This window comes from Bradyrhizobium sp. CCBAU 53338, assembly GCF_015291665.1.
Lineage (GTDB): Bacteria > Pseudomonadota > Alphaproteobacteria > Rhizobiales > Xanthobacteraceae > Bradyrhizobium.
In genome coordinates this window covers 5,977,434-5,990,257 of sequence record NZ_CP030048.1, presented here as the reverse complement: position 1 = coordinate 5,990,257, position 12,824 = coordinate 5,977,434, and the positions used below count along the sequence as shown (strand labels likewise).

Annotated in this window: 12 protein-coding genes; 4 read left to right on the top strand and 8 right to left on the bottom strand. The window is 62.6% G+C overall.

The genetic code is table 11. The features are described 5' to 3' along the window. Positions 1-105: 105 nt before the first annotated feature. Positions 106-579: a Cys-tRNA(Pro) deacylase gene (gene ybaK, locus XH90_RS28030; protein ID WP_194477518.1), complete on the top strand. Its 474-nt coding sequence runs from the start codon at positions 106-108 to the stop codon at positions 577-579. Positions 580-828: 249 nt separating this feature from the next. On the opposite strand, the gene XH90_RS28025 is transcribed toward ybaK, so the two are convergent. From XH90_RS28025 to dctP, 6 genes are all read right to left on the bottom strand, one after another. Further along, on the bottom strand, positions 829-2,631 hold the full coding sequence (locus tag XH90_RS28025; RefSeq protein ID WP_246755607.1) for an FAD-dependent oxidoreductase: 1,803 nt from the start codon (positions 2,629-2,631) through the stop codon (positions 829-831). Then, complete coding sequence (locus XH90_RS28020; RefSeq protein ID WP_194477517.1) at positions 2,628-3,314, bottom strand: hypothetical protein; 687 nt, start codon at positions 3,312-3,314, stop codon at positions 2,628-2,630. Before XH90_RS28020 ends, XH90_RS28025 begins: the two co-directional genes overlap by 4 nt. 52 nt (positions 3,315-3,366) lie before the next feature. After that, entirely contained in the window at positions 3,367-3,801 is a 435-nt protein-coding gene (locus XH90_RS28015; protein WP_194477516.1) for a type II 3-dehydroquinate dehydratase, read from the bottom strand. Between the two features lie 5 nt (positions 3,802-3,806). Further along, positions 3,807-5,105, bottom strand: coding sequence for a TRAP transporter large permease (locus tag XH90_RS28010; RefSeq protein ID WP_194477515.1), 1,299 nt, complete (start codon positions 5,103-5,105; stop codon positions 3,807-3,809). Between the two features lie 2 nt (positions 5,106-5,107). After that, entirely contained in the window at positions 5,108-5,620 is a 513-nt protein-coding gene (locus tag XH90_RS28005) for a TRAP transporter small permease (RefSeq protein ID WP_194477514.1), read from the bottom strand. A 96-nt stretch (positions 5,621-5,716) separates the two neighbouring features. Then, complete coding sequence (dctP, locus tag XH90_RS28000; RefSeq protein ID WP_194477513.1) at positions 5,717-6,706, bottom strand: TRAP transporter substrate-binding protein DctP; 990 nt, start codon at positions 6,704-6,706, stop codon at positions 5,717-5,719. 116 nt (positions 6,707-6,822) lie between these two features. On the opposite strand from dctP, the gene XH90_RS27995 reads away from it, so the two are divergent. Continuing rightward, entirely contained in the window at positions 6,823-7,557 is a 735-nt protein-coding gene (locus tag XH90_RS27995; protein WP_194482838.1) for a GntR family transcriptional regulator, read from the top strand. Between the two features lie 353 nt (positions 7,558-7,910). Here XH90_RS27995 and XH90_RS27990 read toward each other — a convergent pair whose 3' ends face one another. Continuing rightward, on the bottom strand, positions 7,911-9,350 hold the full coding sequence (locus XH90_RS27990; RefSeq protein WP_194482837.1) for an IS1182 family transposase: 1,440 nt from the start codon (positions 9,348-9,350) through the stop codon (positions 7,911-7,913). 136 nt (positions 9,351-9,486) lie between these two features. After that, the gene (locus tag XH90_RS27985) at positions 9,487-10,170 is read right to left on the bottom strand and encodes a GntR family transcriptional regulator (RefSeq protein ID WP_194477512.1); all 684 of its coding nucleotides are present in this window, start codon (positions 10,168-10,170) and stop codon (positions 9,487-9,489) included. Between the two features lie 151 nt (positions 10,171-10,321). Here XH90_RS27985 and tcuA point away from each other — a divergent pair, with 151 nt between their 5' ends. Then, entirely contained in the window at positions 10,322-11,713 is a 1,392-nt protein-coding gene (gene tcuA, locus XH90_RS27980; RefSeq protein ID WP_194477511.1) for an FAD-dependent tricarballylate dehydrogenase TcuA, read from the top strand. Next, positions 11,700-12,812 (top strand): tricarballylate utilization 4Fe-4S protein TcuB, encoded by a 1,113-nt coding sequence (tcuB, locus tag XH90_RS27975; RefSeq protein ID WP_194477510.1) that lies wholly within the window; start codon positions 11,700-11,702, stop codon positions 12,810-12,812. The genes tcuA and tcuB overlap by 14 nt, the downstream gene beginning before the upstream one ends. Positions 12,813-12,824 lie beyond the last annotated feature (12 nt).

Below are 12,824 nucleotides of genomic sequence, written 5' to 3'. Positions count from 1 at the left end.
CTTGCCGAAAATTGCTTGCGGCGTCGGGCAAAACACCTGTATGATTGCATGATCACCAACAGCGTCCGGCTTCGCCGCCCGTAACGACGGTGGTAAAGGTGACCAATGTCCAAAGTCACCCCGGCCACCCGCGCGCTGACAGTCGCCGGTGTCGCCTTCACAGTCCATGCTTACGACTACGATCCCGACGCCGAGAGCATCGGCCTGCAGGCGGCCGCCGCGCTTGGCGAGGACCCTGCGCGCGTGTTGAAGACCCTGATGACGCTGGTCGACGGCAAGCCGGTCTGCGTGATCGTCCCGTCCGACCAGGAAATCTCGATGAAGAAGCTCGCCGCGGCGGTGAGCGGGAAGTCGGCGCAGATGATGAAGCCGCCGGAGGCCGAGCGCGTCACCGGCTACAAGGTCGGCGGCATCAGCCCGTTCGGGCAGCGCAAGCAGGTCGCCATCGTGATCGAGCAGAGCGCCCTCAGCCATGAAATGGTCTATCTCAATGGCGGCCAGCGCGGTTTGCAGGTGCGGATGAGGCCGACGGATGTGAGGGACGTCGTCAAGGCGGTCGTGGCGGACGTGCTTGCCTGACGGCCCGTGAGACAAAGCGAGAGATCGGCGTGCGGCGCGTGGCCATATTTCCGGCAATCGCCAAGCTGATCGATCCCACCGGGTTTCCGCAACAGGAGGCAGCATGTTCACGCGAACCGATATCGCCGTCGCTCGTGTTTGGGCGGAGATCCGCTCCGGGGCAATGCTGACGGTCGGCGGGCAGCGTGCCAAGGTCGGCTATGGGCGGCAAGCTGACAAGCTATGCTTCTTGGCCAGCAGCCGCGGACCTTAGGCTCGGTAGGCCGTTAACGCTCCGGCCGCATCCATTGCCGCACACCAGCCAAAAACGATTGCCGGGCCCAGCATTGTACCAGGTCCCGGATAGGTCCCGCGAAAAATTGAAACGGCGTCGTTGCCTGCCGCATAGAGCCCGCTCAACACCTCGCCGTCACTCCGAAGCACACGTCCGCGTTCATCGGTTCGTAATCCGGCGCTGCTTGCGAGATCGGATGGCCAGACTGCGAGGGCATAGTAGGGGCCCCGTCCGATGCTACGCATGCACGGGTTCGGCTTGTTCGCCGGGTCGCCGTTGAAGCGATTGAGTTCGCTTGCGCCTCGGCCGAACTCTTCGTCGACGCCGGTCTCCGCGTAACCATTGTAGCGCTCGATCGTGGCGTGAAGCTCGCCCGGCTCGCTGCCGATCTTTCGCGCCAACTCCTCGATTGAATCAGCTACGATCAAGTAGCCGGCGTCGCAAAATCGTTTGAGGTTACGTGTGCCGGGGTGGATGAGACCGAGCCCGTATTCGGCGATGAAGCGTCGATCGCAAACGAGAAAAGAGGGCACCCGGGAGGCCTTGCCACTTGCTCGAAGCATGGCTGCAACGAAGTCGTGGTAGGAGTCGGCCTCGTTGACGAAACGACGGCCGGAGCCGTCGACAGCAAGAAGCCCCGGCTTCGCGCGGTCGAGGATGATGTGGGGGAAGACGGAGAGATATCCGTCGGGCTGCCGCATGACCGAACTCGGCATCCACAGCGCAGGGCTCTCCAGATCGGAGACGATCTCGCCACCAACAGCTTCGGCGGCGCAAAGTCCATCTCCGCAATTGCATTCGGGCGCCAGCGAGAAGCGCCGTGCCGAAAGCGGAAGCAGTCGTTCGCGAAGTTCAGCACTCCATCCGATGCCGCCGGTCGCCAGTACGACACCCTTGCGGGCACGTATACAGAGCGTGCGACCAGGAACGTTGACGATCAGGCCAATCACCCGCCCATCTTCGACCACCAGTTGCCGGAGGACAGCTTCAAATCGCACATCGACGCCTGCTCGGCGCACATCGTAGAACAGCCGGGCGGCAAGCGCGTTGCCCATGACGAGGCGGGTTCCGCGCTGGAAGCGAATGCGGTCGAGCCCGTGTCGCGCCAGCATACCGAAAGCGTGTATCAAATTCTTCCATGACCGAAACGGGTGCAGGAGCGGATCGATGTCGGCTTTTCCGATCATCATACCGCCTAGCACCGTGAATTCGCGACGCGGCGGCCTCAACCGGTCGAAGTCGGCGCCGAGCTTGCGGCCGTCGAAGGGGACAGCGGCGAGAGCCCTTCCACCGATGGCGGCCCCCGGAAGCGCCTTGTAGTCAGGGTGAACAGGGGGCGCGGTGAATCGAACGCTTGATCGTGCTTCAAGATCGTCCAGCACCAGAGGTCCCATCCGGAGATATGCATCCAAACGCGCGTCGCTAGCATGGTTGCCGAGCAGCGCACCAAGATAAGTTCTCGCGGCTTCGACGGTGTCCGGCCTGCCCACGCTCCAGCTTTGGCTGCTGCCGGGAATCCAGACGCTGCCTGCCGAAAAGGCGGTGGTGCCACCCACCTTGTCCGTTTTTTCACAGAGGACAACCTCGAGCCCTTCGAGCGCGCCGACGAGAGCCGCGGTCATGCCCGCGGCACCCGCTCCTACCACAACAAGGTCAGTCTCGACGTCCCACGGTTGTTCGCGATGCGCCTGCGCAGCCCAGACCTCAGGAGCGCGCGCCTGCATGCTCGTATCGCCGACGATACCGGGCACCCCGGTCGCGCCAGCGACGATCGTCACTCCACGTCCTCCGCTGTCAGGAGATAAGCGAGATCGTATATGCCATCCTCATGCGAGGTGACGGTCAATGCTGTATGCAGCAGCTCTTGCACGTCGGGAACCACCCGGGTCAGCTCACGACGGCCGACGCCGTCGACCAGAACGACCGCGTCGAAGACGTCCTCGCCGGTCGAGGCACGGAGTTCGCTTTCCCGTGTCCTGATCAGTGTCGTCTGCGGTGCGGCCACGCCGAGATGGGCGCCGCAGACGCCGTCGAGAAGAGCGATGCGATGCGCCAGACGGTCGGCAATCGCCTCGAAACCGGCCAGAGCTTCCTTACCCATAGCAAGCCTGATCGTGGCCATTGCGCCCCCCATCCCGCGTCCCACGCTGGCAGATAGAATGCAGGCCGAACGCGCGAAGTTGCGAAAGTTGGGTTGGACGCGGTTGCTCCAATGCGTCGGGTTGTTGAGGCGTGCCCGGTAGTCGTCGGAGCTCAGCACTTCGAGCGTACGCGTCTCGTAAAGCGTGAACCAGCGCTGGTGGACCAAATTCCAGTCGACGCCACGCCGACCGGCGAGAAAGCCCGGGACGCCGAGCCGCTCGGGCATATGCTGGCGCGTATGCCAGTCGCTGTATTCCGCCTCGCCGCTGGCCTCGATATCGTGCCAGATCGCCATGAAAGCCCTGCCTTTGAGCGGCATCGCGATTCCTCCTGAAAACAAGCCCTGCAAATCTGCCGCTCCGGACGGCCGGTTAGCCCAGTATCTCCTTCATCGCTGCGACTGCGATGCGATATCCGTTGGCTCCAAGGCCGGCGATCACGGAGGTCGCGACCTTCGATACCAGCGAATTGTGATAGAGGCTCTCGCGCCGATGAATGTTGGAGATATGCAATTCGATGATCGGGCCGGAAAACATCTTCAGCGCGTCCATCAGGGCGATCGAGGTGAAGGACCAGCCGGCCGGATTGACGATGACTCCAACGCCGCCATCATCGGTCGCCTCGTGAATCCATTCGATCATCTGGCTCTCGGCGTTGGTCTGGTGGAACGCTAAGGGACGATCGCCGGCTTCCTTGCGGCACATCGCCTCGATTTCGGCGAGCGTGGTGCGTCCATAAATCTCCGGCTCGCGTTTGCCGAGCCGGTTCAGGTTCGGCCCGTTGAGAACGTAGATCGCATTCTGCATAATTTTCAGCCCTTATAGCCAAACAGCCGCGGCAACCAAAGCACGGCATCGGGGATGGTCGCGATGATGACGAGCACGATCAGAGACATGATGATGAACGGCGCCGCTTCCCGCACGATGCGCGCGAGCGGCTGCTTGGTCATGTTGGCCAGCACGAACAGCAACAGCCCATAGGGCGGCGTCAAGAGGCCGATCATGATGTTGACTACGACCACCACGCCGAAATGCACCAGATCGATACCCAGGGCTTTTGCCGTCGGGATGAAAATGGGCACGATGATCAAGAGTATCGTCGTGCCCTCGAGCAGGCAGCCGAGGACCAGCAACAAGACGTTCACAGCCAGCATGAATACCGGTGCGCTCATGGCATGGCCCTGCATGAGGCGCGCCAGAGAGGCTGGAACATTCTCGATCGTGACCACGTAATTGAAGATCATCGCTCCTGCGATCAGCATGCCGATCGAGGCCGTGGCCTTGCTGCTGGTCAGGATGGTTTCGTAGAGCTGCCTCCAGCTCACGGCGCGGTAAAGCACGGTCGAGGCGAATAGCGCATAGAAGGCGGCCGCCGCTGCACCTTCCGTCGGCGTCATCACACCGCCATAGATGCCGAACAGCAGGATCACCGGCAGCATCAGCGCCGGGAAAGCCCGCAATGTGATCCGTGGCACCTCTTTCAGCGGGATCGCCGGCTCAACCGGGTACTTGCGCCGACGCGCGATGATCGAGTTCATCACCATGAAGGCGATGCCGAGCATGACGCCCGGCACGAAGCCGCCGAGGAACAGGTAACCAATGGAGGTGTCGGAAACGAGGGCATAAACCACCATCGGGATCGAGGGCGGAATAATGGGGCCGATGATGGCGGCGGAGGCGGTGATCGCCGCCGCATAAGCCACCGGGTAGCGGTTCTCTTTGGTCATCATGCCGATGATGATCCGGCCGATGCCGACCGCGTCGGCGATCGCCGAACCGGACATGCCCGCGAAGATCATGTTGGAGACGACATTGACGTGGCCGAGGCCGCCGCGGAAGCGGCCGACCAGCACCAGACAGAACCGCAGCAGCCGGTCGGTCAGGCTACCGATGTTCATCAGGTCGGCAGCGAGGATGAACAGCGGGATCGCAAGAAGGACGTAGCTGTTGAACAGGCCGTTGAGGATCTGCTCGGCGGCCGTGCCGAGGTCAAGACCCTTGAGCAGCAGATAGAAGACCGACGAGACGATCATCGCGTGACCGATCGGCAGGCCGAGGGCGCCGAGCAGCACGATGCCGATGATGCAGAGGGCGAAGGGGGAGATAATCATTCTCAGTCCCCGAGCTCCGCGGGGTTGGTCGTGGGCGACGCATCGCCGCGGAAGGCGCGCCACATCAGCCAGAGGTAGCGCACGATACATGCGACCGCAAAGATGATGAAGACCGAATACATCCAGTTGAGCGGCACGCGCAGATAGGCCGAATGCTCGACCTTCATGAAGCTGACGTAGCTGTAGGCCGCCGGCAGCGAGATGGCGTACATCAAAACCAGCGCAAGGCCGGTGATGACCGTGAAGACCCGTCGCATGCGCTCTGAAATTTGCGAGTAGATGATGTCGAAGCGGATCTCCTCCGTCTCCTTGACCGTGAATGCCGCTCCCCACAAGACCGTCCACAGCCAGGTGGTGATGATGAGTTCCTCCGACCACCCGAGTGGATCATTGAGGACGTAGCGGAAGACGATCTGCAGGATAAACGTGCCAAACATCACCGCCAGCAACGCCACGGCAACGTTCTCTGCGCGATGCCTGAGCCAGTCCGCGACGGCGATGAGACGGGGATGCATTGGCGCTCTTTCGGCGGTGCGTATCCGGAGCAAGCAAGCCGCTACGGCGGACGACCGGCTGTAAGAGGCGTCGGTCGTCCGTGTAAGGGGCTTGCCTTACGCGATTGCGTTGATGGCTTCGAGCGCGCCGGTCGGCCAATCCTTGCCGTACTTGTCGATGTACTTCTTCTGGGCATAAGTCCGAAAGGCGGCCACGTCCGGCGCGTAGACCTTCTTGCCCTCCTTCTTGAAGTATTCGAGCGTCTCGGCCTCCTGAGAGTCGAAACGCTTGATGTTCTCCGCCGACATCTTATCCGCGGCCGCCTGGAATTCGGCTTGCTGCGCCGGACTCAGCGCATCCCAGATCTTGGAGCGGATGACCATCACGTCGTAGGCGATGACATGCTTTGTCAGGACGAATTGCGTCGTCACCTCGTCGAACTTCATGAGCTTCGAGGCGACGACCGGATTGTCCTGCCCATCGACGGTGCCCGTCTGAAGTGCCGTGTAGAGCTCGGCATAGGCGACCGGCGTCGGGTTGGCGCCGAGCGACTCGCCGAGGAACTGCCAGAACTCCCCTGGCGGCATCCGCAGCTTGATGCCGGCCATGTCGGCGGGCGTCTTGATTTCCTTCGTCGGCTTCAAATTGACACTGCGCGAGCCGAAATAGACCGGCGTGATGACCTGGATGCCGAGCTGATCCTTGGCCATCTTGATGAAGGTTTTCCCGATGTCGCTCTTGAACGTTTTCGCCATGTGGTCGGCATCGCGGAAAAGGAACGCCGAAGTGAGCAACGACCAGGCCGGGATCTGCTTGGAGATGTCGGCAGGCGCGAGGTTACACAGATCCAGATTGTCCCGCTGGAGCGCGACCAATTCGGCGCCCTGCTTGAACAGGGTGTTGCCCCAATACGGCTCGAACTCGAACTGGTCTTTGATCGCCGCAGCGAATTCCTTGTAGGCCTGGGCTCGCAGGTCAGTTTCGGTGAAGGCGGCACTGAAGCGCAGCTTTGTGGCGGCACGGACGGTTGTGGGGACGATTGTCGCCGCGGCGAGCATGGAGGCGCCGGCAGCCAGAACGCGACGGCGCGAATAGGACGCTCTCATTGATATTCCTCCCAGGGCGTTCTTGTACTTTCTGTGAGCCAACTATCCCTCTTGCGATCCGTGGTTCAATGGTCAAAAATACAATCGTCATATGATTTGGAGATCATCGGTTGATCATGCACGGCAACCAACCTCGGACGCTCGCCGAAACGGCTGGCGAAAGGGCTTACCGCCGGATCCGGGACGACATAATCGCCGGGGCTCTCGCGCCTTCACAAAGGCTCAGGCTCGACGCGCTGAAGGAGACCTACGGCGTCAGTGTCAGCACGCTACGCGAACTCCTCAACCGACTGACTTCGGAAGGACTGATTGTTGCCGAGGGCGCGCGCGGCTTCGAGGTGGCGTCGATCTCGGTTCAGAACTTCAAGGAGGTTGCGAACCTGCGCCAGCTTTTGGAGAGCCATGCCCTGGAGGCATCGTTTGCAGGCGGCGATATGGAATGGGAAGGGCGAGTTGTAGCGGCGCACCACAAGCTTTCCGTGGTCGAGGCGCGCCTGCTCGCGGGCAATCGCACGGGTACCGACGTCTGGAAGCGCTACGATTTCGAATTCCATCATGCGCTGCTGTCGGCTTGCGGCTCGAAGGTGCTGCTCGATACGCATTCGGCCGTTTTCGATAAATATCTGCGTTACCTGATTATCGCCGTCGTCTTTCGCGGCGAGGTCACCGCGCGCGAGCATCGCGCGCTGCTCGAATGCGCCCTCAAGCGCGACGTCCGGACCGCCAAAGACGTGCTCGTCCGGCACATCCAGGAGTGCGTCGCGTTCACATTGGCTAAAGGTCAGATAGCCGGGAACGCTACTGGCCGAACGACGATGAGAGGCAAAAGGTCAGCCCTTGGCGTCGACTGAGTTGGAGCAAAGGTCCGCGCCAATTACGTCTGCAGGGCATCATGCAATTGAAGAGGCTGGCTTGCACCTTGGGCAGCGGATGATCGTTTCCTAGCGGGAACTTGGGACCCCGCCACTAGGAGCAAGCCGCAAGGACGGCAACGGATAAGAACGACCAGTCCGCTTCGGGTCTTGGTCGCGTGAAAACGCTTCAGTGCGGGGTGACACGGCCGTGAACGGCCCCTGTGAGGGCCAACTGGCGCCAAAGTGGTATATCTTCCGCCAAGGTGCCGGAAGCCGGCCCATTGGCTTCGCCTTGGTCACTGTGATCGATCGATAAAGGTTGGCGGCACGCGCACGACAGCGCTCCTGCCTCATGCCTGCATCGCCGCGATCAGCGCACCGACACCCATGATGTTCATTGCGCGCGTGAGATTGTAGGCGAGCACGTGCAGCGCCATCTCAGTGGCGACCTTCGGCAAGCGCTTCGTCAGGAAGTGCGTCGCGCCCATGCGCATCTTCAGTGTGCCGAACGGATGCTCGACGGTCTCGCGTCGGCGACGCATCGCCCGAGGATCGGCGTCGAGCCGCCTCTGGGCATCCTCCATGACGTGTTCATGTTCCCAACGGGAGATGACGCGGTTCTTTGCTGTGGTGCAGCGCGCCTTAAGCGGGCAGCTTCCACAAGCTTTCGTGGCGTAGCGCCGAATGGTGCGTTCGCCATCCACTGTTGTAAGCCAATACGCGAGCAACTGGCCCGCCGGGCAGCGATATCCATCCTGCTTGGCCAGGTATGCGAAGTCGTGCTTGCCGAACTTGCCCTTCGCCTCCATGCCCGTCGTGTTCGGCTTCGGCAGTGTCACAGCGATATCGGCATCGGCGCAGGCTTTGATCTCCTCGCCCGTGTAGTAGCCGCGATCGGCCACGGCCTCGAGCTTGTCGACGCCGAGCACGGCCTTGGCCTGTTTACCCATGTTGGCGAGTTGTGCACGATCCGAGCCGCTATTCGTCACCTCGTGCGCGATGATGAGGTGGTGCTCGGTATCGACGGCAACCTGCACATTGTAGCCGACGACACCGGAGCCGCGGCCACTCGTGGCCATGGACCGACTGTCGGGATCGGTCAGCGAGATCTGTTGGTCCGGTGATGCCAGCATTGCCTGTTCGCAGGCTTCGAGCTTCTGCATCTCGCTCGCGAGCTTGGTGAGCTTCTCCTTCAGATGCGCCGTCTTCGCGGCGAGAGTCTCAGATGGCTCCTGCAGATCTGCGGTGTCGAGCTGCGCGAGATAGCGCGATACGCTCTCCTCCAGCTGCTGGCGACGGCGCTCGACCTTGCCCTTCGTGAAGTTCTTGTCACGCGTGTTGACCGCCTTGAACTTCGAGCCGTCGATGGCGACGCTGGCCTTCGTCAACAAGCCCATCTGCCGGCAAAGCTCGACGAACTTCGCGCACACCTTCTTGATGGCGGGGCCGTTGTCGCGGCGAAAGTCGGCGATCGTCTTGTCGTCGGGCGAAAGCCGTTGTAGCAGCCAAATCACCTCAAGATTGCGCCTCGCCTCGCGCTCCAGCCGGCGGCTCGACTGGATGCGGTTGAGATAGCCGTAGATGTAGAGCTTGAGCAGCGGCGCAGGGTGATAACCGGGCCGGCCGGTTGCCGCAGGCTCGACGTCCTCAAAACCCATCCCATCGAGATTAAGTGCTTCGACAAACGCATCGACAACGCGAACAGGATTGCTCTCACCGACCCAATCATCGAGGCATTCCGGCAACAACGTCGATTGATCGCGATCCGCGCCTTCAATGAACCGTCGCATCGGTCGTCTCCGAAACCCCGAGACGATCTCTATCTGACTCGTCGTTTTCACGCAGCCAGGGTCAAAAGCAGCGATGCCGACCAAACGGAGCGACTTCCGCTTAACCGGCGGAAGCTGACGTTCATGAGTACACGTCCTACTGCTTCTGCAATAGCTTGAGCCGGCAGCGCAGCGCCTCGCGGATATGCGCGCGCGCGAGCTGCTCGGCCTTGTCGCCATCGCGCGCGGCGATGGCTTCGACAATGGCCTGGTGCTCGCCATGGCTGGTCGAGGGGCGGCCCGTCACGGTGAAGGTCGTCGGGCCGAGCAGGGCGATCCAGTCCTGCAATTCGCGCGAAGCGTTGTCGAGATAGCGGTTGCGCGCCGCGCGGCAGATCGCCTCGTGGAAGGCGCGGTTCAGCCGCGCCATGTCGGCAGCGTCGGTCCGGGATGTTTCCACAAAAGCCTGTTCGATGTCCCGAAGCGCGTCGACCTCAGGCGCGGAGGCGTGCTCGGCGGCAAGGCGTGCCGCAGCGCCCTCCATGATCTCGCGCATCGCGTAGAGCTCGAGCACCTCTGAAATGTCGAGGTTGCGCACGATCAGCCCGCGGCCGCCAGCGGGCTCGACGAAGCCGCGCGCCGCAAGCCGGCCAAGCGCCTCACGCACCGGCGTGCGGCTGACCTTCAGCCGTTGCGCGACCTCTTCCTCGCGCAGGCGGTCGCCGGCGCGGTAGCTGCCGGCCTGGAGCGCCTCGCAGAGCGAGCGGAATACGGCTTCACCGAGCGCGACGCCACTGCCGCGTGCGATCGATCCGCCTGCCTTTGCCGGACGTCTGGCCATGGTCCCTCAGGGCGCATCCTGCCCATGCAGAGATGCCGCTTGCGTCGTATCTGTATATCTTTGTATACAAACGTACGCAAGAGTCGCCAGGGTTGACCAAGCCCTCCGGCGGGCAGAATGTCTCCAACTTCGTCGCATCGGGCAGACGCGCATGGGCAGCAAATACGACGTGCTGGTGATCGGCGGCGGCAACGCGGCGCTGTGCGCGGCGATTTCCGCCCGGCGCGGTGGCGCCTCGGTGCTGGTGCTCGAGGGCGCGCCGAAATTCTATCGGGGCGGCAACACCCGCCACACCCGCAACATGCGCTGCGCCCATGACGCCGCGACCGAGATCCTGACTGGTCCTTATACCGAGGAGGAGTTCTGGGAAGATCTGCTGCGCGTGACCGGCGGGAAGACCGACGAAGTGCTCGCCCGCCACATGATCCGGGAGTCCAAGGACATCCTGAACTGGATCGTGGAGCAGGGTGTGCGCTGGCAGCCTTCGCTTGGCGGCACGCTGAGCCTCGGTCGCACCAACTCCTTTTTTCTCGGCGGCGGTCGCGCCATGCTCAACGCGTTGTATCTGACCGCCGAGCAGCTCGGCGTCGATGTCGAATACGACGCCGAGGTCACCGACCTCGTGATCGAGGACGGGATGTTCCTCGCTGCGCGCCTGAAGCGGCCGATCAAGGGCGAGACCGAGGTCCATGCGACCTCGCTGGTGGCCGCCGCCGGCGGGTTCGAGGCCAACATCGAATGGCTGAAGCAATATTGGGGCGAGGCCGCCGACAATTTCCTGATCCGCGGCACGCCCTATAATCGCGGCGCGATCCTGAAGATGCTGCTCGACAAGGGCGTGCAGGAGGTCGGCGATCCCACCCAGTGCCATGCGGTTGCGATCGACGCCCGCGCGCCCAAATTCGACGGCGGCATCATCACGCGGCACGACTCCGTCGTGTTCGGCATCGTCGTCAACAAGCACGCCCAGCGCTTCTACGACGAGGGCGAGGATCTCTGGCCGAAGCGCTACGCGATCTGGGGCCGGCTGGTCGCGGCGCAGCCCGACCAGATCGCCTACATCATCTTCGATTCGACCGTCGTCACCAGCTTCATGCCGACATTGTTTCCGCCGATCGCGGGGCAGACCATCGCCGAGCTCGCCGGCAAGCTCGAGCTCGATCCGGCCGCGCTGGAAAAGACCATCACCGAGTTCAACGCTGCGGTGCGGCCCGGGACGTTCGACCACACGATCCTGGACGATTGCGTAACCGAGGGCATCACACCGCCCAAGACTCATTGGGCGCGCAAAATCGAGACGCCGCCTTACCTCGCCTATCCGGTGCGGCCGGGCATCACCTTCACTTACCTGGGCACGCGCGTGAACAAGGACGCGCGGATGCTGATGGCGGACGGCAGGCCGTCGGCCAACATGTTCGCGGCCGGCGAGATCATGGCAGGCAACGTGCTCGGCAAGGGCTATGCCGCCGGCATGGGCATGACCATCGGCAGCGTGTTCGGGCGGATCGCAGGACGGGAAGCGGCGAAACATGCACGGAACTAGGATCCTGGACGAAACCGACCGTCTGATGACGGTCTGCAATTCCTGCCGCTATTGCGAGGGTCTTTGCGTGGTCTTCCCCGCGATGGAGATGCGCCGCGCTTTTTCCGACGGCGATCTCAACTATCTCGCCAATCTCTGCCATTCCTGCGGCGCCTGCTATGTCGACTGCCAGTTCTCGCCGCCGCACGAGTTCAACGTCAACGTCCCCAGGACACTCGCGGTCGCGCGTGCGGAGTCCTATGCCGCCTATGCCTGGCCGCAGGCGCTCTCCGGGGCGTTTGCGCGCAACGGCCTCCTCATCAGCATCGTCGCTGTGCTGAGCATGGCCGCGTTCATTCTCGGTTTTGCGGCGCTGAATGATCACAGCGTGCTGTTCGGCGTACACACCGGTCCGGGTGCGTTCTACAAGCTGATGCCGCACAATGCGATGGCCGCTTTATTCAGTGCCGCTTTCCTCTACGCAATCCTCGCGCTGGTCATGAGTGTGCGCGCGTTCTGGCGCGACATCGGCACGCCGATCGGCGGCCGCGCCGACGGCGGCTCGATCTTCCAGGCGATCCGCGACGCGGGCGAGCTGCGCTATCTCCATGGCGGCGGTGTCGGCTGCTACAATGAGGGCGACAAGCCGACCGACCGGCGCAAGCTGTTCCACCATCTGACGTTCTACGGCTTCCTGCTGTGCTTCGCCGCGACCTCGGTTGCCACGCTGTATCACTATCTGCTCGGTCGCGAGGCGCCGTATCCGTGGTGGGATCTGCCTGTCGTGCTCGGTACGCTCGGTGGCGTCGGCCTTGTCGTTGGTCCCATCGGACTGTTCGTCGCCAAATCGCGCCGTGCGCCCGAGCTGCTCGACGACAACAGCTACGGCATGGATGTCGGCTTCATCGCGATGCTGTTCTTGACCGGGGCGACGGGTATGCTGGTTTTGCTCCTGCGCGAGACCGCCGCGATGGGGCCGCTGCTGGCGCTGCATCTCGGCGCGGTCTTTGCGCTTTTCATCACCATGCCCTACGGCAAGTTTGTGCATGGCATCTATCGTTTCGTCGCGCTGGTACGTTACGCGCAGGAGCGGCGCGGCGAAACTGGCGTCCGCGGGTGATAAGTCCTGTGC

What these genes read in the sequence shown, in the direction of transcription:
- ybaK (WP_194477518.1), top strand. Translation starts at nt 106, where the DNA reads ATGTCCAAAGTCACCCCGGCCACCCGCGCGCTGACAGTCGCCGGTGTC.
- XH90_RS28020 (WP_194477517.1), bottom strand. Translation starts at nt 3,314, where the DNA reads ATGCCGCTCAAAGGCAGGGCTTTCATGGCGATCTGGCACGATATCGAG.
- XH90_RS28015 (WP_194477516.1), bottom strand. Translation starts at nt 3,801, where the DNA reads ATGCAGAATGCGATCTACGTTCTCAACGGGCCGAACCTGAACCGGCTC.
- XH90_RS28010 (WP_194477515.1), bottom strand. Translation starts at nt 5,105, where the DNA reads ATGATTATCTCCCCCTTCGCCCTCTGCATCATCGGCATCGTGCTGCTC.
- XH90_RS28005 (WP_194477514.1), bottom strand. Translation starts at nt 5,620, where the DNA reads ATGCATCCCCGTCTCATCGCCGTCGCGGACTGGCTCAGGCATCGCGCA.
- dctP (WP_194477513.1), bottom strand. Translation starts at nt 6,706, where the DNA reads ATGAGAGCGTCCTATTCGCGCCGTCGCGTTCTGGCTGCCGGCGCCTCC.
- XH90_RS27995 (WP_194482838.1), top strand. Translation starts at nt 6,823, where the DNA reads ATGCACGGCAACCAACCTCGGACGCTCGCCGAAACGGCTGGCGAAAGG.
- XH90_RS27990 (WP_194482837.1), bottom strand. Translation starts at nt 9,350, where the DNA reads ATGCGACGGTTCATTGAAGGCGCGGATCGCGATCAATCGACGTTGTTG.
- XH90_RS27985 (WP_194477512.1), bottom strand. Translation starts at nt 10,170, where the DNA reads ATGGCCAGACGTCCGGCAAAGGCAGGCGGATCGATCGCACGCGGCAGT.
- tcuA (WP_194477511.1), top strand. Translation starts at nt 10,322, where the DNA reads ATGGGCAGCAAATACGACGTGCTGGTGATCGGCGGCGGCAACGCGGCG.
- tcuB (WP_194477510.1), top strand. Translation starts at nt 11,700, where the DNA reads ATGCACGGAACTAGGATCCTGGACGAAACCGACCGTCTGATGACGGTC.